This is a genomic window from Bacillus sp. T33-2, assembly GCF_002860205.1.
GTDB lineage: Bacteria > Bacillota > Bacilli > Bacillales > Cytobacillaceae > T33-2.
In genome coordinates this window covers 39,237-58,196 of the sequence record NZ_PGVB01000027.1, presented here as the reverse complement: position 1 = coordinate 58,196, position 18,960 = coordinate 39,237, and the positions used below count along the sequence as shown (strand labels likewise).

The 18,960-nt window shown below is 43.2% G+C and carries 20 protein-coding genes; 3 read left to right on the top strand and 17 right to left on the bottom strand.

All coding sequences use genetic code 11. The annotated features are described in order from the left end of the window. The first annotated feature begins 53 nt into the window (after nucleotides 1–53). Nucleotides 54–482, top strand: a complete 429-nt coding sequence (locus CVD19_RS17875; RefSeq protein ID WP_180953693.1) for a general stress protein — start codon at nucleotides 54–56, stop codon at nucleotides 480–482. 148 nt (nucleotides 483–630) lie between these two features. On the opposite strand, the gene CVD19_RS17870 is transcribed toward CVD19_RS17875, so the two are convergent. Then, entirely contained in the window at nucleotides 631–843 is a 213-nt protein-coding gene (locus tag CVD19_RS17870) for a hypothetical protein (protein ID WP_101584028.1), read from the bottom strand. 262 nt (nucleotides 844–1,105) lie between these two features. Between CVD19_RS17870 and CVD19_RS17865 the strand changes: the two genes are divergently transcribed. After that, nucleotides 1,106–2,851: an AAA family ATPase gene (locus CVD19_RS17865; RefSeq protein ID WP_101584025.1), complete on the top strand. Its 1,746-nt coding sequence runs from the start codon at nucleotides 1,106–1,108 to the stop codon at nucleotides 2,849–2,851. A 262-nt stretch (nucleotides 2,852–3,113) separates the two neighbouring features. On the opposite strand, the gene CVD19_RS17860 is transcribed toward CVD19_RS17865, so the two are convergent. From CVD19_RS17860 to CVD19_RS17800, 14 genes are all read right to left on the bottom strand, one after another. Beyond that, nucleotides 3,114–4,130, bottom strand: coding sequence for an STAS domain-containing protein (locus CVD19_RS17860; protein WP_101584093.1), 1,017 nt, complete (start codon nucleotides 4,128–4,130; stop codon nucleotides 3,114–3,116). 221 nt (nucleotides 4,131–4,351) lie between these two features. Beyond that, entirely contained in the window at nucleotides 4,352–4,888 is a 537-nt protein-coding gene (locus tag CVD19_RS17855) for an RNA polymerase sigma factor (RefSeq protein WP_101584024.1), read from the bottom strand. Between the two features lie 39 nt (nucleotides 4,889–4,927). Further along, entirely contained in the window at nucleotides 4,928–6,892 is a 1,965-nt protein-coding gene (locus CVD19_RS17850; RefSeq protein ID WP_101584022.1) for a DUF6449 domain-containing protein, read from the bottom strand. After that, nucleotides 6,867–7,766, bottom strand: a complete 900-nt coding sequence (locus CVD19_RS17845) for an ABC transporter ATP-binding protein (protein ID WP_101584019.1) — start codon at nucleotides 7,764–7,766, stop codon at nucleotides 6,867–6,869. The genes CVD19_RS17850 and CVD19_RS17845 overlap by 26 nt, the downstream gene beginning before the upstream one ends. Further along, nucleotides 7,732–8,148: a GntR family transcriptional regulator gene (locus CVD19_RS17840; RefSeq protein ID WP_101584016.1), complete on the bottom strand. Its 417-nt coding sequence runs from the start codon at nucleotides 8,146–8,148 to the stop codon at nucleotides 7,732–7,734. The genes CVD19_RS17845 and CVD19_RS17840 overlap by 35 nt, the downstream gene beginning before the upstream one ends. Nucleotides 8,149–8,413: 265 nt before the next feature. After that, on the bottom strand, nucleotides 8,414–9,109 hold the full coding sequence (locus CVD19_RS17835; protein WP_101584014.1) for an HAAS domain-containing protein: 696 nt from the start codon (nucleotides 9,107–9,109) through the stop codon (nucleotides 8,414–8,416). Then, nucleotides 9,100–9,495, bottom strand: coding sequence for a PadR family transcriptional regulator (locus CVD19_RS17830; RefSeq protein ID WP_101584012.1), 396 nt, complete (start codon nucleotides 9,493–9,495; stop codon nucleotides 9,100–9,102). The genes CVD19_RS17835 and CVD19_RS17830 overlap by 10 nt, the downstream gene beginning before the upstream one ends. 317 nt (nucleotides 9,496–9,812) lie before the next feature. After that, nucleotides 9,813–10,874 carry a DUF3900 domain-containing protein gene (locus CVD19_RS17825; RefSeq protein WP_101584010.1) on the bottom strand — a complete coding sequence of 354 codons (1,062 nt, stop codon included), beginning with the start codon at nucleotides 10,872–10,874 and terminating at the stop codon, nucleotides 9,813–9,815. Nucleotides 10,875–11,031: 157 nt separating this feature from the next. Further along, complete coding sequence (locus CVD19_RS17820) at nucleotides 11,032–11,310, bottom strand: YkvA family protein (protein ID WP_101584007.1); 279 nt, start codon at nucleotides 11,308–11,310, stop codon at nucleotides 11,032–11,034. Between the two features lie 937 nt (nucleotides 11,311–12,247). Then, nucleotides 12,248–13,015, bottom strand: a complete 768-nt coding sequence (locus CVD19_RS17815) for a 2-phosphosulfolactate phosphatase (protein WP_101584005.1) — start codon at nucleotides 13,013–13,015, stop codon at nucleotides 12,248–12,250. Between the two features lie 104 nt (nucleotides 13,016–13,119). Beyond that, complete coding sequence (locus CVD19_RS24935) at nucleotides 13,120–13,257, bottom strand: hypothetical protein (RefSeq protein WP_180953695.1); 138 nt, start codon at nucleotides 13,255–13,257, stop codon at nucleotides 13,120–13,122. A 169-nt stretch (nucleotides 13,258–13,426) separates the two neighbouring features. After that, the gene (locus CVD19_RS25580; protein ID WP_257985189.1) at nucleotides 13,427–13,606 is read right to left on the bottom strand and encodes a hypothetical protein; all 180 of its coding nucleotides are present in this window, start codon (nucleotides 13,604–13,606) and stop codon (nucleotides 13,427–13,429) included. Nucleotides 13,607–14,052: 446 nt separating this feature from the next. After that, nucleotides 14,053–14,985 (bottom strand): manganese-dependent inorganic pyrophosphatase, encoded by a 933-nt coding sequence (locus tag CVD19_RS17805; protein ID WP_101584002.1) that lies wholly within the window; start codon nucleotides 14,983–14,985, stop codon nucleotides 14,053–14,055. Nucleotides 14,986–15,204: 219 nt separating this feature from the next. Then, a complete protein-coding gene (locus CVD19_RS17800) occupies nucleotides 15,205–15,390 on the bottom strand; it encodes a hypothetical protein (protein ID WP_101584000.1) in 186 nt (61 codons plus the stop codon). Nucleotides 15,391–15,497: 107 nt separating this feature from the next. Between CVD19_RS17800 and CVD19_RS17795 the strand changes: the two genes are divergently transcribed. After that, nucleotides 15,498–16,232 (top strand): hypothetical protein, encoded by a 735-nt coding sequence (locus CVD19_RS17795; protein WP_101583998.1) that lies wholly within the window; start codon nucleotides 15,498–15,500, stop codon nucleotides 16,230–16,232. A 53-nt stretch (nucleotides 16,233–16,285) separates the two neighbouring features. Here the strand turns inward: CVD19_RS17795 and CVD19_RS24930 are convergent, their stop codons facing one another. Then, nucleotides 16,286–16,441 (bottom strand): hypothetical protein, encoded by a 156-nt coding sequence (locus CVD19_RS24930; RefSeq protein WP_180953692.1) that lies wholly within the window; start codon nucleotides 16,439–16,441, stop codon nucleotides 16,286–16,288. A gap of 174 nt (nucleotides 16,442–16,615) precedes the next feature. Next, nucleotides 16,616–18,907: an ATP-dependent DNA helicase gene (locus CVD19_RS17790; protein WP_101583995.1), complete on the bottom strand. Its 2,292-nt coding sequence runs from the start codon at nucleotides 18,905–18,907 to the stop codon at nucleotides 16,616–16,618. Nucleotides 18,908–18,960 lie beyond the last annotated feature (53 nt).

Sequence of the window (18,960 nt, the reverse complement as noted above, 5' to 3'; positions counted from 1 at the left end):
CTAAGGGAATAGGAAGTATATGGATTAACATTCAAAATTGGAGGCTGAATACTGTGGACAAGAAAATTTTAGGTGTGTACAATTCACAGACGGAAGTAACAAGTGCGATTGAACAATTACGAAATGATGGCTACGATGTGCAGGATCTGTCGATCATCGCTAAAACAGAACGAGACCATTCGCGGGTAGAAGGGCAAACAGGAGCAACTGTGGAAACCTTTGATACAACTGGCAGCAGGGACGGTGGTGGCTTAGCAGGTGCAACATCCTCACTTATGGGCACTGTCTATGAAAAGCTTAGGGGGCTTGGATTGTCTGATGAAGAAGCGAAGGAATATGTTGGTGATGTAAATGCCGGGAAAATTATTTTGTACAGTAACCATGCTCCTGGTGAAATCGGCGGAGGCTACATCGAAAGTACCGGGTATAATCAGAAGAACGGCGAAATTGACCAAGCCCGGCTTGAAAGAGATAATTATTGAACTGGCGCTTATTTTGACTAAAAGGCTCTCTGCGTATGAGAGCCTTTTGCATGAGGAAATATTTGTTTTGCATCAAAGTCGTTCCGCTGTACAAAAATAAGCTACAGGAATACAATTGATTTATCTGACTTGCGAAACTTTTGGTGGTTCAACTGCCGCCGCACCCTCCGTCTCCACCACCGAAACCTCCGCCATCACATGAGCCGCCATTATTCGACCCGGACGAAAAATCAGACGGGCCCCAATTCGAATCAAAGGAACCTGGCATGAATCCGGACCTTCTTTTTGTCCCTCCCCCATCTGCCACCATGCCAATAAACGCCGCTCCCGCTACCACCAGTATAAATACAACCACTAACATTTTTCCCCACCCACCCCTCATAAAAATTATTCATATAACTTCCTTGAATTTACGTTGTATCTTCGATGAGGTTTCAACGTTTTCTGATTTTTACGTCTCATTTCCATTTTTCAGTTACTTATCAAATGAACTATCAATGTCAATAATTAAACATGAATTTCAGAATTTCATTAAATTACCAACAACTATATTACTATTTCCCTATTTATTACATAGGGTTATTATTTATAATGGTAAATAGACATTTTAAGGAGATGATTAATTGAATTCCAATTCGAAACTTGTCTCTAAATTCCTCCCGCTAATTGCAGCCTTCGTTGTAATCATGGTTGCAAGCATTACTTGGTTTGTTCAAAAAGCAGATCCCGAGATCAGTGTACCGTTTTCATCTTTGGTGAAAACTGTCCAAAACCTGGATGGGGAAACTGCTATTCTTATAGAGCAATATGATGGAACACTTCATTTAGAAACAAAGGATGCGAAATATGTATCCCAAGTCCCTCCAAACAGCCAAATGGTCGATAAATTGGTAGAAACCTTCAACGTTAAGTATTCGTATTCCAGCAACAGTAAATACGGCAAATGGTTGATGGGCGGCTTGCTTGTACTGCTGGTGGCCGGGGCCCTGGTTGTCCAGAAGAAGACGCAGGGCGGCATTGGCGCAGGCAGTAAAATGAAAAACAGTTTGTCAAAACCCTCCCCGATTCCAAACATTACACTAAAAGATGTGGGGGGCTTGCCAGAGGAAATGAAAGAAGAAATCCTGCAGACTCTGTCCATACTTAAAGAGCCGCAAAGGGCGGCCAAGCTGGGAATTAAACCTCCAAAGGGAATCCTGCTTTATGGCCCTCCGGGAACAGGAAAAACACTGCTTGCCCAGGCAATGGCACGCGAACTTAATGCGAATTTCTTTTCAGCAAGCGGTTCTTCTTTCAATGAAATGTTTATCGGTGTAGGAGCTTCACGTGTGCGCAGCCTTTTCCAGAACGCAAGGAAGCATACCCCGGCTGTCGTTTTCATCGATGAAGTTGATGCATTGGCAGGAAAGAGAAAACCGCACGACGGCGGAGAGGCCGAAAAAACGTTGACTGAACTCCTTGTCCAGCTTGACGGCGGCCATTCAAATGATGGCATTCTCTTCATTTCTGCAACTAACCGCAAAGATATGCTTGATGAAGCGTTCCTGCGGCCAGGACGGGTGGATTTTTCATTTAATGTAGCCCTCCCTGACACGAAAGGACGGCGCGAAATCATCAATATCCACACTGCGGGTAAAAATATTGCGGACGATGTGCTTTCTTCCCTTGATGAACTTGCTGAAAGTACGTCTGGTTTCTCAGGAGCCGAGCTGCATTCACTTTTTGCAACTGCCAGCAGGCGCGCACTCAGGAACGGTCAGGATATCATCCAGAAAAGCGACATCGATTACGCGCTTGACCGGACAATACTCGGAAGCACTTCCCGGGAACTTAATGATTTGGACACAAAGCGCCGCGTTGCCATCCATGAATCAGGCCATGCCCTTGTTTCTGCGGTTACAAAGCCAGGTTCGGTAAGGAAAGCAACAATTGTTCCGCGAGGCCAGGCGCTCGGATATGTTGCACCAATTCCGAAAGAGCTGCATTTATCCACCACAAGTGATCTGCTTGACCGCGTGGCCATGATCCTTGCTGGCGGGGTCGCAGAGAGGATGTTCCTCGGAGAACATAGCATCGGAGTGAGCGGTGACGTACAGCAGGCAAAGCAAATCATTGAACAAATGGTTGATACTGGCCTATTGCAGGACGGTTTCACGTTAACGTTCAATAAAAATGACAAAGATAAAAAGATGCAGGAATTGTTCCATGATGCCCTCGAAAAATCGGAACTGATCATAAAGTCACACGAACCACAATTTAAGCTTTTAGTTGAGGCTCTCTTAAAGAAGGAAACACTCGAAGGCGGCGAAGTGCAGGACATTGTAAACGTTCGGCTTCCGCTAAATTCAGAAGAGTTGATTTATGCATAATATATTGAACAGATGCACCGGTGGATGCCGGTGCTTTTTTTATCCTGAACGCTTAGAAACAACATTTGTATCTTTTACGTGAATTAAATTACTTTTTGCTTAAATCATCTTCATTTTCGCTCAAATGAAGGAGGTTTTCGCCTAAATAAAGAGTTTTTTGTTTAAATGAAGTAATCTTCCGTTTAAATTAAGTTGAACAAAAAAAGTGCGGCCACCAGCGCTGATGTTAATCAGCGCAATCGGAAGCAAGGCACTTTTTGTATTATATAATTTGCCTTCCAGACTGTGCGAGTGAATGATAAATTCCATGCTGCAACGTTTGGAAGCAGTTAAATTTTGCCAAGTTTATGTTTGCTTGTGTAATGCTGATTCCGAGTTCCGCCGAAATTCCGACCAGGATCGTTTCTGTTCCAATCAAGGCAGCGGCTGATGCGAGTTTTCCAATAAACTCTGCACTGTAGCCGCTAAGTTCTTTATCCAATCCTGTAAGATCAAGAACAAGGTATTTTGCCTGGTACTTCGGAAGGTTGTGCAACGTTTTGACGAGCAGGTCTTCAGCCCGGGACTCATCATATTTTCCGATTAGCGGCACGACAACAATCCCTTCGAGGACAGGAATGATCGGGGAAGATATCTCTTTTACAAGATCCTGCAGCTCACGGGTCTTGTCTTCGACGAGCGCTTCAAGCTCCCTGATGTGCTCCGACTCTTTTCTTCTGGCTAGCTCATGGATATTTTTTGCTACTGTGATTTCGGAAGGGAAATACTCCACAATGTCGGTTTCGTATCCCTCGATTTGGCTCCTTGTCACCCTGAACCACATGTTCGTCCCGAACAAGCCGGTGAAGATGCCGGCGTAATGGGCCGACAGATAGGTTCCAGCCGTTTTCTTGCCCTGAGCCTTATTGATTTTATATTCCCAGCTGTTCTTCAGCTCCATCGTCACTGTTTTCGTTTCAGTGTTCAGATCCTTAATATAAGCCCGGCCCCATCCTGCAGAAGCATATGTACTCGGGATTAGCTCGGCTGCCTCTTCGATGCTGACGTTTTTCAGGTTGGTAAAATACTCACTTACGACCAAACCTTGCCTGAATCCTGTTGTTTCTAATACGATACTTGCTGCCTCCTCACCGGAAACCTCCTCAATCGTGTCGAAAAATGTTTTCATCGCAGAGGAAATCCAGAAGAGTACCGCATCTTCCCGTTCAAACAGAAATTGACCTTTTTCGATATCCCATTGAAAATCAAGTCCTCTTACATCCATAGAGTATTTAAACATGTTCGCCAAATCAGAACATCTCCTTTCATTGCCTGTCACTTAAGATGATTTGATTATGTAAAAGATATTAATCCCTATTGACAACTCAATTTTTTCATTAATTAGCGTACCCGTTTCGTCGACTTTTGTCTATTTTTTTTAACCGCTCGCGGATTTCCCTCATGTTTAACTTCAAATAAAAAACAGGGTCACCGTCCTCAAACGCAGTGACCCCTTCAATATTACGCAGTATTTTTCTGTGACAAAAATCCTTTGAGTTGCTTGCGAGCCCTGTAAAGCCTTGTTTTTACAGTAGAAGATCTCAGTTCGAGCTGCTGGGCGATCTCATCTTCCTTCAGGCCAAAGTTTGCTTTTAACAGGAGTATTTCTTGATGTTCATATGTCAAAAGATTCACCAAATCCAGGATTTCTTCTTTTAGCAAAGCTGCTTCAACTTCGCCCTCGACGCTTTCCTTAATAGCCAAGCCATTGCCCACCTGTTCCATTATCAGTTGGTCGACAGGGAAACATTTTTTCCTTCTTTCCGCCCGGATAAAGTCAATAGCTGTCCTGGCGGCTATGGACGAAAGCCAGGCCCCAATTTTTGCATGATCGTTGATGGATCCGATTTTTTTAAATGCTTTAATAAAGGTTTCCTGGACTACATCTTCTGCAACATGGACGTCTCTCGTAACGGCATATGCAACCTGGTACAACTTCTTCGAATATGTTAATACCAGCTCATTAAAATCAATTTCCAGCTTATTCGTATATCCCATCCTCACACTCTCCTTATCCCAGGCCATCCCGACTATATTCTATTTGAAATGATTGATGACAAAGTCGGGAGCATTGTCTTTATCAAACCAGCCAACTTGCGGATATTCGATGCCTTTAAAATATATCAGCACCCCATATTTCTGGTCAGAATCACCCCAGCCGACATTCTCCAAACAATAATCAATCCGTTTTTTATCCGTTATTTTTAACGAGCCAGGCTGGCCTTCAAGCTCGCTGACAACATCCCGGGCGCTCCCTCTGTGTTCAGGTGAACGCACATCTTCGTATGAAGCAATCAGGATATGTTCAATATCATCTGCTGACACTCTCGCCTCGTCGAGTTTACCTTTTTCCTCGAGCCATTGTTCAAACTTATCGTACGAATACTTAAAATCAACATGAATGATCCTGTCCCTGGCAATGAAAATCTCCACCCTGGAGCTAATCCCATTCGATTGATTCATTTCATCGTAGGATTCATGCAGGACCTCATCCTTTAAAAGCTCAACTGCTTCCTTCAAATCTTTTTCTTCAACAATATTAACACTTTGATTTTCTGGACCGTTTGAAGTAATGGTGATTTTATTCACGTCTTCTGTTTTGAAATCAAATATGTCACGGGTGCTGCGCTTGTATTCAGCAGATTCGTAGATTGGCTTAAGATATCGCTTATACTTATTTTTCTCGATCTGGTACTGGCGGATCATCTTTTTGCTATTATCTAGCTCATATATGAAAAATACATTTTCATAAAAGCGGGATTGATCTGTTACATTCTCTTTTTTATCTGCCACAATCTGACTGTGCAGCTCCTGAACATCTTGGAGGGACTCTTTTCCTGTTAAAGGTTCTGGTGTCTGGGATTTATATTCATACACATAGCCTATTGGCATGTCAGTGAACAATACACTTTTCACTTTATCCATGGAAGGGACACGGTCCTCATATGGTTCGAGTAGCTGGGCAACAACCACGATCATTAAAATGCCTGCAGCATACAGCGCCAACCCCTTAAATTTATTAAAAACCCTCCATGTCTTCTCCAAAACCATTTCCGCAGCAAAATACCCGATTATCGCCCCAAGCACGTATCCGAAAATCGTCCACGCCAGTTGTCCCTGTACATTCCCGAAATACATTCCCCCGAGAAGCATGGTACAGAAAGTGGCCCCATATTTAAAGATAGATTTAAGGCTGGAAAACGCAATCGCCTGGGACACTGCTTCAACCTTTCTTTTCTTATAGATGAACAGAGAGAACCCATATAATACAGCCGCAATCAGCAAATAAATGACTGTTCCCTCCCAATGGAGAGTATGCCGTTCCAGCATAGCCACATATGAAATTGGCGTCATTTTATCGATGTTCAGGTTCATGTAGTGATCCCGCGGGAAGCCGTAGAGTAAAACTTTCAGGTTAAACAGCACAAGCAGTGTAATCCCTGCAGGAAACAGGACAAAAATATAGGTCAACACTGCATGGACAGCAGTCAATCCTGTCAACATGGCCACAAAAACACCCGCCGCAAACAGGACGATATCAAACACTATTGTAGTACTCGCCCAATAAAGGATGTCTTCCGTGCTAAAGTAGATCCCAAAGCCAAAAGCAGAATGAATGATCAAGACTATTAACGCAATGGCGATCACAGGCACCAGCAATAGAACAACGCCTGCAATAGTGTAATGGAAGAACAGCCGCTCCCGTTTTATCGGCAGGCTGTGCATCAGGTCTGCTGCCGCTTTCACGTGTAAAAAGCGGAAAAGAAACACACTGATGAGAATGGGTACTGAGGCAGTGAGTGCCAATTGGATCGGCAGGTCGATATGAAACAGATTATCTACTTTTAAATTGACCCTTGTGAGTTCATTGGAATAAGTCATCAACATCCTTAATGGAAGTGCGAAGGCAAGGCCGAGAAAATAAATAATCGACACCCAGCCGACACTTCGGGCAATTTGAAGGTTAAACTTTGGATTAAACAAGGACATTCTTGATGGCATAGCCAATATCCCCCATTTCATAAATAAAGATTTCCTCTAGTGTAAGTGGAAGCAAATCAAAAATGACCGGATTAAACTCGTCAACCACCGTACTTATCTCGTCCTCTCGTCCTCTGACAACACATAAAAGGACACTGCCGCGTTTTTCGGTATGCAAAGGCTTCAGTCGTTCCAGCATTTCTGCAGGGATTTCCCCTTTAAAAGCAACCTGTATTTTATGTACATCCGACTTGAGATCATCAAGCTCTTTCTCAATGACCAGCTTTCCTTTGTGCAGGATTCCGATATGATCGCAAATATCTTCGATCTCCCGCAAATTATGTGAGGATATCAGGAGTGTCATCTCTCGGTCGGCAACATCCTGGATCAGCAGGTTTTTGACTTTTTTCCTCACCACCGGGTCGAGGCCGTCCATCGGTTCATCAAGAAGCAATATTTCTGGCATCGTCGATAATGCCAATATGAAAGCTGTCTGTCTTTGCAGCCCTTTTGAGTAGGTGTGCAGTTTTTTCTTCATATCGATTTCAAACAGTTCCAGCAGTCTGTTAAAACGGCCGTCGTCCCAGCCCGCATAAACACTTTTATAAAAATTGGCCATTTGTATAATCGTGTATTGTGGAAAAAAGTATGGGTAATCAGGAATAAAAAAGATGCTGTCCTTTAAACCAACATTTTCGTAAACTGCCTCTCCATTTACTGTCACGTCGCCATTGTCCTGCCGGTAGATACCGGCAATCAGCTTTAAAAGTGTTGTTTTGCCAGCACCATTCGAGCCGACCAAACCATAAATCGAGCCTTTATGAACTGACATATCCACTTTTGCAACTGCGTCCAGGCCATCAAATTCTTTGCTGACGTTTTTCATTCGAATCATCGTGATCGCCTCCCCCTTTTGAAGCTCCCAATTCTTTTATCATCATATAAAGTTCCTCGGCCGCTATCCCTAGATATAAGGCTTCCAGAACAAGCTTTTCAAATTCTCTTTTGACATTTGCGATTTTTTCCTGGTCCTGGACGTGGTTGAAAACATTCACAAAACTGCCACGGCCCTGGACCGAATATATATATCCCTGGTTCTCAAGCTCCCTATAGGCTTTTTGGATTGTATTGGGATTGATCGTCAGCTGCTGGGCCAGAGTTCTCACCGAAGGCAGCTGTTCATCGGGCTTGAGCACTTCGTTAATAATCAGTTCTTTCAGTTTCTCGACTAATTGCTCATAAATGGGTTTCCGGCTCCGCATATCCAGCTCAAACATAATGACCCCCAATCTGTACTTAGTGTACTATTATTCTTAATACAGTTAATACAGTTATATTATATTATAGTGTTTTGGAAAAATGAAGTACTTTTTGGAAAAAATATTTTTATAATTTGAAGGATAACATCTCGTCCCCCAGTGGACCCCCTATTCAGTCAAACCAATGCAAAAGATTGATAGCCAAGGCCGTTTCACATACTTTTTCCTTACAAAAAAAAATACAGCCGCCCCCTTAAATGATGAAGGGGCGGCGGGAATAGCCTCAGGAAACTTTTTTACGTTCCCATCTCATGTAAATTGCCAATCCGATAAACATGACCGGCAGGAAAATGTATAATTTCTGCCCATCACTGATGGGCAGCTGGCGGACCACAATTTCGGGAATGAACAGGATCAAAGGAATGATTATCGAAAACCATGTTTTGCTCCACAACGCCAACGCCACAAACACGAGGGATGCGGCCACTCCGACGGCGATGTGCCCGGTGGTTCCTAGAGTGAACAATGGCTCGCCGATTTTTTCATCCAATACGCTTAGCACAACAAAAGAACTGATTGAAATGAGTCCCAATCCGAAAAAAATCAGATTTTCTTTCGTTTTTGAGATTTCATTTTTCGCCAGAAGTCTAAAGGCACCTGTATATATACTAAGCAACAACAAGATGACAACGGGAAAGCCCACCAACATAATCGCAGAGTAATCGATAGTTCCCCTGATGGCATCTCCCATTACGGTATAGGCTAGTGCCCCAATCATGATGATCGGAATGACTTTTGATAATCCTTTGAAATCTACCTTTAATTCGCTGGCTATATCCTCCATATATTGTTGAGGAGATTTGCCAATGATGTCATTAATGTTTTTCCCGTTTTGTTCAGCCAGCAGCAAATGGTCCTCTAGTTCCGCCGTAATTTCGTCGATTTCTTTTTGTTTCTTTCCGCTTGACACTAAATACATGCGCAAATTATCAACAAAGTCTGTACTTTTTTGAGACAGTTTCTTAATTTTTTTCCCCTCTCATTTCGGTCTTCCTGCAAAAGCCTGCTCACGCTTCCCGAAAGCTCCAGCCAGCGCTTCTTGAATTCTTCAAGCTCCTCGATGCCTTTGACGGTAAGCGAATAATACTTTCGTTTCGGCCCCGAAGGCGATTCCTTCAGCGTAGTTGTGACAAGCTTATCCTTCTGCATGCGCAGCAAAACTGGATAAATGCTCCCTTCACTTATCATGTAGAAACCGTACTGTTCCAGTTTTTCAATCATTTCATAGCCGTACGTTTCCCCTTTGTTTATGACAGCCAGCAGGCACCCTTCCAAAATTCCCTTGAGCATTTGGCTTGATGACAAAAATTTCACCTCCGTCTCTGTATGTGTCTGCAATAACTTATCTTGTATTACAAGATACCTAGTAAAAAAATTGTATTGCATTACATGGGATCCTTTAGCACAAACTAGTTTGTATTACAAGATACTATAGGAAAAAATAAAAACATGAAGCTTCCATGTATTGCAAGATACCAATTCAAAAAAATATGCAACTACTATTTTGTATTACAATATAGTTATAAGTTACCAAAAGCCTGAAGTTACGTCAACACTATTTGCAACAATTTTCCAATTAAGGGAAATTGGCGCCACCAGGACGCCAGTTTTCAATCAAGTTATCATTGTTTTCTACGGATCTTCTCAACTACCTGTTCGATTTGGTCAGGTTTTACAAATTCGATCGGTGAAAAGCCCTTTTCAAAAACAACCGAATCTGCTTCGATCATTAATACATATTTCCCGTTTGCCTTTGCAAGGTGAACGCTATCGCCAAAATCGGCAAGCATACCCTTTACCGAGATGTGGTCAAGCTTCATTTTGAGTTCGAGTTCAGGTGTATGTTCAATGATCTGTGCGGCAGCTTCGATTACCTGTTCCGTTTCGAACCGTTCCTGCAGCTCCCGCTTGTCACTCGCCGCCCAAATCTCCATCGCATTTTCCAGTTGTTGCCGTTCTTCGCTTTCTGGCTGGAATGCTTCCTCCATATGGCCTTTTACCATATCAATAACCTGGGATTTAACGATTTCCGGCATCGATTCCCCGTACTCTACATATTTCAGAAAATCCTCGAAATATCGGGCATGGGACGACTGGTTGATTTTTAGCTCATTGTCAGAAATCATGCCCTCCTCTGGCATGTACGGGTAAAGGATTGATTTCATGTTCTTCGTCGTAATCGCCATTTCCACGTTCCGGATCAAAGTAGACTCATCAGAAATGGAGGCTACCTTAGGTTCGAAATCACATTTCATGATAAATATAAATGGATCATCATAATATTTTCGCAGCTTCGCTGTTGCTACAAGGAAAACTCCACCGCGTACTGCACTTGTATCCACATAGGCGACGGCGAACTTTTCACTCTCCTGCTGGAACTGTTCTTTCGATACTGCGAAACGGGCTCGGCGGAACTGGTTATAATTGGGATTTGAAGTCAAATCATGGCCTTCTTCCACAATAAAATAACCGATTTTCGTCGGAACCTCTTCCGCCTTCGGATGCCGGTCCGCTTTCCGCTTCACAATTTTTGTGAATTCCCCGTCCAGAAATTCTTTGAGAGAGCTATTTTCATATTCTTCTTCATTCAATGTCTGGAAATGCTTATATCGTTTGTCTGCCTGTTCCCCTTTGCCTTCAACCTGTATTACATAAAATGATAAATATTGTACCTGAAATTCCATGCTGTAAAATTCACCTTGTTTCTTATTTTCACTCTCATCAGTATAGGAAAGGTTTCGTTTTTCGTCAATTTGAAAAAAATCCTATGATTTAAACTCGCAAAAAAAAGAGTTGGCGCACACAGTTCGAATGCTGCGCGGCCAACTCCTGTGCGTTATTTTATTTGAGTAATTGATACTTCTCCCGTAAATTTATCGGTGCCATTTTAATGATTTGCTGCAGTATCAGCAACATAATGCCCACGTCATCAAAAATGCCAATTACCGCAAGGAAGTCCGGCACAAGGTCAAAAGGCAGCAGAAAATACCCTACAATTAAACCAACTGATAAGAGTTTCTTTTTTATGTCGACCTCCCTGGAGGTGAAAAATTCAGCCAGAAACGGCAGGAATTTTTTTACCTTAAAAACGAGGCGTATCCTGTTAAGAAATTTGCGCATGTCCAATCCTCCTTAGGTTGACTTTTATTATCTGTTCACTAAAAAGGGGTTTTAAAACATAAATGGTGACCGCAACAGTCTAAGGGAAGAATCCAAAAGCATCCGGATCATACACTATCATGTAAGTCCGCTTATTAAAGTCTGTTTGAACCCTGCAATTGGACGTCATCAGGGAATTCGTGTACCTAAAAGTGCATTAGAACCCGTCTATTGGACTTTACCGGAGAATTTGCGGGCCTAGAGTCGATTGTGAGCCCCCTATTGGACTTTTTCAGGGAATTCGCGGGCATATGGTCGATTAGGCGCCCTCTATTGGACTTTTTCAGGGAATTCACGCGCATATGGTCGATTAGTAGCCCTCTATTGGACTTTTTCAGGTAATTGGCGGCCATAAGGTCGATTAGAACTCCCTATTGGACTTTTTCAGGGAATTCACGCGCATATGGTCGATTAGTAGCCCTCTATTGGACTTTTTCAGGTAATTGGCGGCCATAAGGTCGATTAGAACTCCCTATTGGACTTTTTCAGGGAATTCGCGCGCATATGGTCGATTAGGCGTCCTCTATTGGACTTTTTCAGGGAATTCGCGGGCATGTGGTCGATTAGGAGCTCTCTATTGGACTTTTTCAGGGAATTCGCGCGCATATGGTCGATGTAGCCCTCTATTGGACTTTTTCAGGGAATTCGCGCGCATATGGTCGATTAGGCGCCCTCTATTGGACTTTATCCCGCAACTCAAGTATCTAATAGTGCATTAGAACCCGGCTATTCAACTTTATCAGAGAAGCCGTGTACCTAAAGTTGGTTAGAACCCATCTATCGGATATCTTCATGAAAGTCCGTTGACCTAAGCACTTTGGATCCTGTCAATTGGACACAACCTTGGACGTTCTGCTAATTATGTCCCATTAAGCCTCTCTCATTCCGACTATAGTCACTACTGGGCATGACCGAGTGCTGGCACAAAGTGATTTTCAACAAGGATCGGAACGGTTCTGCAGTAATCTAGTTGGCTTGAAAATCTCACATCTTGTTCATAGCCCTTCTTGCGCAATTCCCGGCCGCTTCCACAGTCCCAAATCAATTGTTCCAGTGATGGTTTTGAATGCTCATAAGCCCCGATACATACCAATGCCTCGGGAGATTTGGCCCCGCGCAGTTCGGAGAGTATCGCACCTGCACCGAGATAATCTTCCAATGATGGCCGCAGTACATTTTCACCTTCTTTAGGATTGTTCCAATGTTCACCGCAAGCTATAACAGTTATGTTCGCTCCTGTCCTGGTTTGGAGCAAATCAGCCGTTTCTGCCACAGCCGTAGCGTTCAGCAGGCTTCCGGCAAGGAGGGCTGGCACGGCCGCAGCCACTGCCGTGCATGCTGCACCGTTCAGTGAACACATAACAAACTTATTCCCTTTTAACTCTGGAGCAAACGATACTGGAGAAAGGGATGGCCTTCCGATTTTGGCCGCTTCGGCCCTGCCAAGCAAAAGTTCAGCACCAAGTTGGGCTGCGAATGCACTTGCTTCCTCATTTATAGGGGGCGGGAATGGGTAAATGGCTGCACCAGAGTGTACCGCAGCAGTTACGGCCGTAGAAAAACTGAGAACGTCCACAATAATAATGATATCTCCCCGACCAGCTGCCTCCCTGGCACCACGCTTACCCCATTCCACCCTGCAATTGTATGGATCCTGACTATACATTCCCTTTCCCCCTGACCAAATTATATGTACAAAAACAGGACTCCCACTTAGGAAGCCCATCGACCCATATGAAGTTTTTCTTCCTTCCAAAAAATGATGTGGTTTCAGTGATGAACGATTTTAGCAATTACTCTAGCAATAAATCTAAGCAATAAAAACAATGGCTCAATGATATCGAATGCCAACTCAAATATGTCCCATTTATCATCGTTCTTTTTATTCCTTTTCTTTTGCATTTTCATTTGCCCGCACCCCTCCTCATTGAGCCGGATATGTAAACTTGCTTTCGCCACCTAACTATTACGCATAATTATATTAAAAGTTTCATTTAGATTTTTTTATATTTTCACCATTCTCTATGTAATGTTAAAAACCAACACTTTACAAACAGTGTTGGTTGTTTCTTTGTATTTAAAAGGGTTTCGTAAACATTAAGATGATGAGAATAACTGCTGATTCATGGACAACACTGTTGTAGGGTGCTGCTTTCTTTCCCAATTCTACATACTTCATGGGAAGTGTTTCTCCTGCCGCTTCTTCAAGAGCCGCGGCTTGCTGCTTCATGGTCCTTGGCAAAACACCTGCAACGATAAATTGAACCCCGATATAGATTCCTAGAGACGATAGAAACCAGCCTTCCCTAAATAGATCAGGTTGATAATTGCCATTACAATCCCGGTCAAAAGTAGAGTGATACTTCCGATTTTCGGCAATTTTTCAATTTTAGCGGCGAGTTCTAAACAAAACTTTGCCTGGCTCGTCGTTTTCCCGGCACTCATGACAACCGGAATTGCGAAGCTAGCTCCTAACCCAGTAACGCTGCAACAATGTGGATCAACAGCAACACACCATAAAATGTCATTTTTCCCCTACCTTCTAGCCATTAGTATAATTGACGCCACTTATATTATACTATTTTTATAGAAAAAAATAACTCGTTTTTCATAATATTACAAAATTAATTCTATACAAAGAACACCAAAAACCAAAAAAAAGAGTGTAAAACCATTTTGATTTTACACTCCTCTCTTCATGTTTTAAAGCTGGTTAAATGTATCGGTCAACACAGGAACAATTTGTTTTTTGCGGGAAACGACACCTTTCAGGATGGCTTTGTTGTTTTCAAGTGTTACATTGAATGCTTTCTCTACCGCATGAGTTTGCCTGCCTAATGCAAGGGCGACTGAATCGTTTTCCAGGATGTCAGTGACAACCAGGAGAAACAGGTCGAGATTTTTATCAGCAATTACCCTTGAAAGGGCTTCTTCTACTTCTGGCTGGCGTGAATACACATCATTAACGTCAACAGCGTTCACCTGGGCAATTTCCACTTTGCTTGAACCCATCTGGAATTCTTTTGCATCAAGGGAAATCAACTCACCGATAGTCTTGTCGCTTAAATCAGCACCGGCTTTTAGCATGGCCAGGCCGTAGTTTTCCGCATCAACTCCTGCAATTTCCGCCAGTTCACGGGCTGCAGCCACGTCTTGATCTGTGCAGGTTGGGGATTTGAACAGCAATGAGTCAGAAATGATCGCGGACAGCATCAGCCCTGCAGTCTGCTTGCTGATTTCCACGCCATTCTCTTTGTATAATTTATTAAGGATCGTTGCTGTGCACCCAACTGGCTCAGCGCGGTAATACAGCGGGTCGCTCGTTTCAAAATTGGCAATCCGGTGGTGGTCGATGACTTCAAGGACCCGGACTTGGTCGATATCTGACACGCTTTGCTGGCGCTCATTGTGGTCAACAAGAATGACTTCTTTTGTTTCATTGGCGACTGTTTCCACAAGTCGCGGCGCTTCTGCTTTAAAATAATCCAGCGCATATTTCGTTTCATTGCTGATATTTCCCAAGCGGACAGGCTCCGCATCTACACCGAGCTGCTTTTTTAATTCAGCATAAGCAATCGCTGAACAAATTGTATCTGTGTCTGGATTTTTATGGCCGAATACAAGTACTTTATCCATAAATCTGCTCCTTTACTTTATATGTACAGCATGATTATACCCCATGGTGCACGCATCGTTAAATGTTTCATCACATATTTTATCACAAATAGCAGTTATTTTTTGAGAGAATTCCATTGCTTCGATAGTTGCATTGGAGGCATTAATTCACTCCAATTTTAAAAGCGCGGGTTTTGTGGCCGCGCTTTTTTCGATCATTGCTGGCTAATTTTCTTGTTTTTAGAAATAATAAAAAAAATAATTTCTGCCGTCCATGCTCCTCAAGTCCGGATCATAGATTGTCGCATGCAAAAGGGTTTTTACTGGCATATCCATTAAATATCGTTTTAATTCTGGCTCTCCCTCGAAATCTTTGAACTCCCTTTTCCCGTCATTGGACAGGATCTGGATTCTCCAGCCTTTCACGCACATCCCCCCGGAATTGAACTTTTTGTATCTAAAAATATTCTTTTCTAAAATATGTATATGATTCCTCATACCATTCATTCGAGTAATATTCCAGGAGAAGGCAAATGACATCTAATCAATTCTCATATTATTTGGAAATGATAAGCCAACTTCCCCTCAAAGATGGTTATGAGAAGGAAGAAATATTGACGGAGGATTTTTTAATAGAAAAAGACAGGAAAATGGAGGTTTATTATTGTACTCACAATGAATACATCAACCATGAGGCAAAAATATTCATTATCGGTATCACACCAGGCTTCGTGCAGATGAACAAATCAATCGCAGTTGCGAGGAAATGTCTCGCTCAAAACGTGCCACATTGTGGGATTCCCTATATATGTAAAAGGGAGAGCAGATTTTTTGGACCGATGCGGAAAAATATCATCGAAATGCTCGATGAACTGGAGTTGGCTAAAGCCCTCGAAATAGAAAGTGCCGCACAGCTTTTCGGGGAAAAAGACGGATTGCTCCATACGACTTCTGTCATTCCTTATGCCGTTTTTATCGATGGCCGAAACTACACAGGGCACAGCCCGAAATTGTTATCGGACCATCTGTTGCTAAAATACATGAATGGATACTTTGTGCCACAGGCTAAAGCATTGAAGAATGCGCTATTCATTCCGCTCGGCAGAAGTGTGGAAGGAGTGCTTGGGAGCATGATTGCTGAGGGGTTGATTAAACAAAATCAATGCCTTTCCGGCTTTCCCCACCCTTCAGGAGCAAATGGCCACAGAACGCAGCAATTTGAAAGTAACAAGCAAAAGATGAAAAAAATCATTTGCAGCTTTTTTTAACAGAAAAAGCGGTTAGCCCCCGCTATCCGCTTGTCATTGGCATGCCATGATCATTAAACCGGTTGGTCCCCGGAATCAATGGCTCTTCCTAAAAGGTGGATATCTTCGATGATTTGCTGTTTCACTTCTTCATCCCTGCAATTCCTGTAATCCCTGAATAAACGGCCGAGTTCCTTAATGAAAATTAAATGTTCTTCAACTTCTGCCATTACAAGACCCCTTTGTTGTGCATTATCCCAGGTAGTGCGTTAATAGTAAGTCTTTGTGGTTATATATGTTTTGATTTATATATCGACGAGTTTATTTACCCTTGTTTTAAAAAAACTAAACTCAAAATTTGTCTGCAAATATTTCCTTTCCTAAACAAAAACCCGATGCCTGGTTTAGCGGATGATTTGGTAGTCAAGCCATTCGTCCGGCAGCATTTTCTGATATTTTACCTGCAGGAATCGGTCATCCACAAGTATGATTGTTCCTGTATCCTCTTCCGAGCGGATGAGCCTGCCGCCTGCCTGCAGCACCTTATTGATCCCGGGATAGACATAAGCGTAATCAAATCCATTTTTGCCGGTTTCAGAAAAGTATTTTTTAATCAGGTTCCGTTCGAAGCCAATCTGGGGCAACCCCACCCCGACAACCACTACACCATTCAGCCGGTCCCCTTTCAGGTCAATCCCTTCTGAAAAAATGCCGCCCAGTACAGCAAACCCGACAAATGCTTTTCCGGTGACGGGCTGAAACTCCTCCAAAAAAGCTTCGCGGTCAGCTTCAACCATGCCCTGGCTCTGGATGATTGTATTGATGTCCGGGTTTCCGGCAGTCCATTCCTCGTAAACAGAGTTCATATACTGATATGACGGAAAGAAAATCAGAAAGTTTCCAGGCTTCCTGTCTACAGCATTACTAAGTGTTTTCACAATAGCGTCGATTGATTTGCTCCTGTCATGGTAGCGTGTTGATAGTGGCTGAATAAACACATCTGTTTGTCCGGCTTGAAACGGTGACGGAATGTTGACGGTGTAGTCTTCCGTGCCGCCGCCGAGCATATCAATAAAATAATCGTGCGGGGTTAAAGTAGCCGAGAATAAAATACGGCTCCTGTATTCACTGCCCGCCCGTCCTAATAGCTCTGAAGGATCGATGCAAAATTGTTTTATAAAAACATCTTTCCTGATAACCTCAGCATAGATTACGTACCGGTCACTATAAAGTTTGGCGATGCGCAGCCAGCTCTGTGCTGCAAAATATGCATCGAGAAGGAGCTGGTTATCTTCTGGATCCATCCCGCCAACAAGCTCCCGTTCTGCCTCGCCGGAAAAGGCTTCAAGCAAGGCATTTAATTCATCCGGAAGTTCTGATAATACGATAGACTTTTCCCCTCCAGCCTCCTTCTTCAGACGGATGAAATAATTGTTCAACTGCCCTGACGTTTCAAAAATCCCTTTGCTCTTTCCTTTGGACTCTCGTTTAAGTGCGAGGAATATTGATTTGTTCAGCTGCGCGGAGAACATCTCCCTTGCCCGGTCGACGAGATTATGCGCCTCATCGACAAGCAGGACGGTTTGCCTTTTCTGCTCGCCGAATAACCTTTTTAGAGAAACCCGCGGATCAAAAACATAGTTGTAATCACAAATGACAGCATCCGCAGCATAAGCAAGATCAAGTGAAAATTCAAACGGGCAAACCTTGTGCTTCAGGGCGTATTGTTCAATCACAGAACGGTCCATGGACGTTTCATTCTCGAAAATATCCATTACTGCACCGTTAATCCGGTCATAATAACCATCCGCAAATTCACAATCATTTTTACGGCATCTGCCGCCCTCGTTAAAACAAATCTTCTCTTTTGCCGTAATGGTCACGGTTTTCATGCATAACCCTTTTTTATTCATTAAATGGAAAGCTTCTTCGGCAGTTTGCCTGGTAATCGTTTTGGCTGTCAAATAAAAGATCCGCTGAATGAGCCCTTCTCCAATTGCTTTTACAGAGGGAAAAACCGTGGAAATCGTCTTTCCAATTCCGGTTGGAGCGCTCGCAAACAGGGTTTTTCCTTCCTGGATGGTTTTATACACCGCTCCTGCAAGTTTGCGCTGTCCCTTTCTATATTGCGGGAAAGGAAAATCCAATTTCTTTATGGACTGTTCCTTTTTGTGTTCATGGTGGATCCTTAACCTCGCATACGGGGCATACCCTTTGGCAAGGTCCATTACGAAACCCTCCAATTCCGCCATGGAACTGGAAGTGATGAATCTTTTGAACTCCCCGGATTCTTTTTGGACATAGGTTAACTGGATATTTATCCTGTCAATCCCGTGGTCTTTGGCATACATGTATGCATAGCATTTTGCTTGGGCCCAGTGCACCGGATAGCTCTCCTCCAGGATAACCCTAATGTCTCCGGATGTTGATTTTATTTCATCTATGGTTACTTCGTTTTCAGAAAATAAAAGCCCGTCGCAACGTCCCTCTATAATAAAGTCCAGATTTTCATATGTTATCCGTGCCTGGAGGAAAACTTCACTATGATCAGACTCCCCGTAAGTTTTCTGGATCTTCCGGTGGACTTTCGCTCCTTCGGTCATGGAGACCGCAGACCTGAATCCGGACTCGATGCTGCCGCTGCGAAAAACATATTCAACAAGCCCTCTGACCGGTAGTTTGATTTCGTATCCCATGGCCTCTCCTGTCCCAAACTGAATTGTTTAGTCAATCATAGCACAAACGTTCG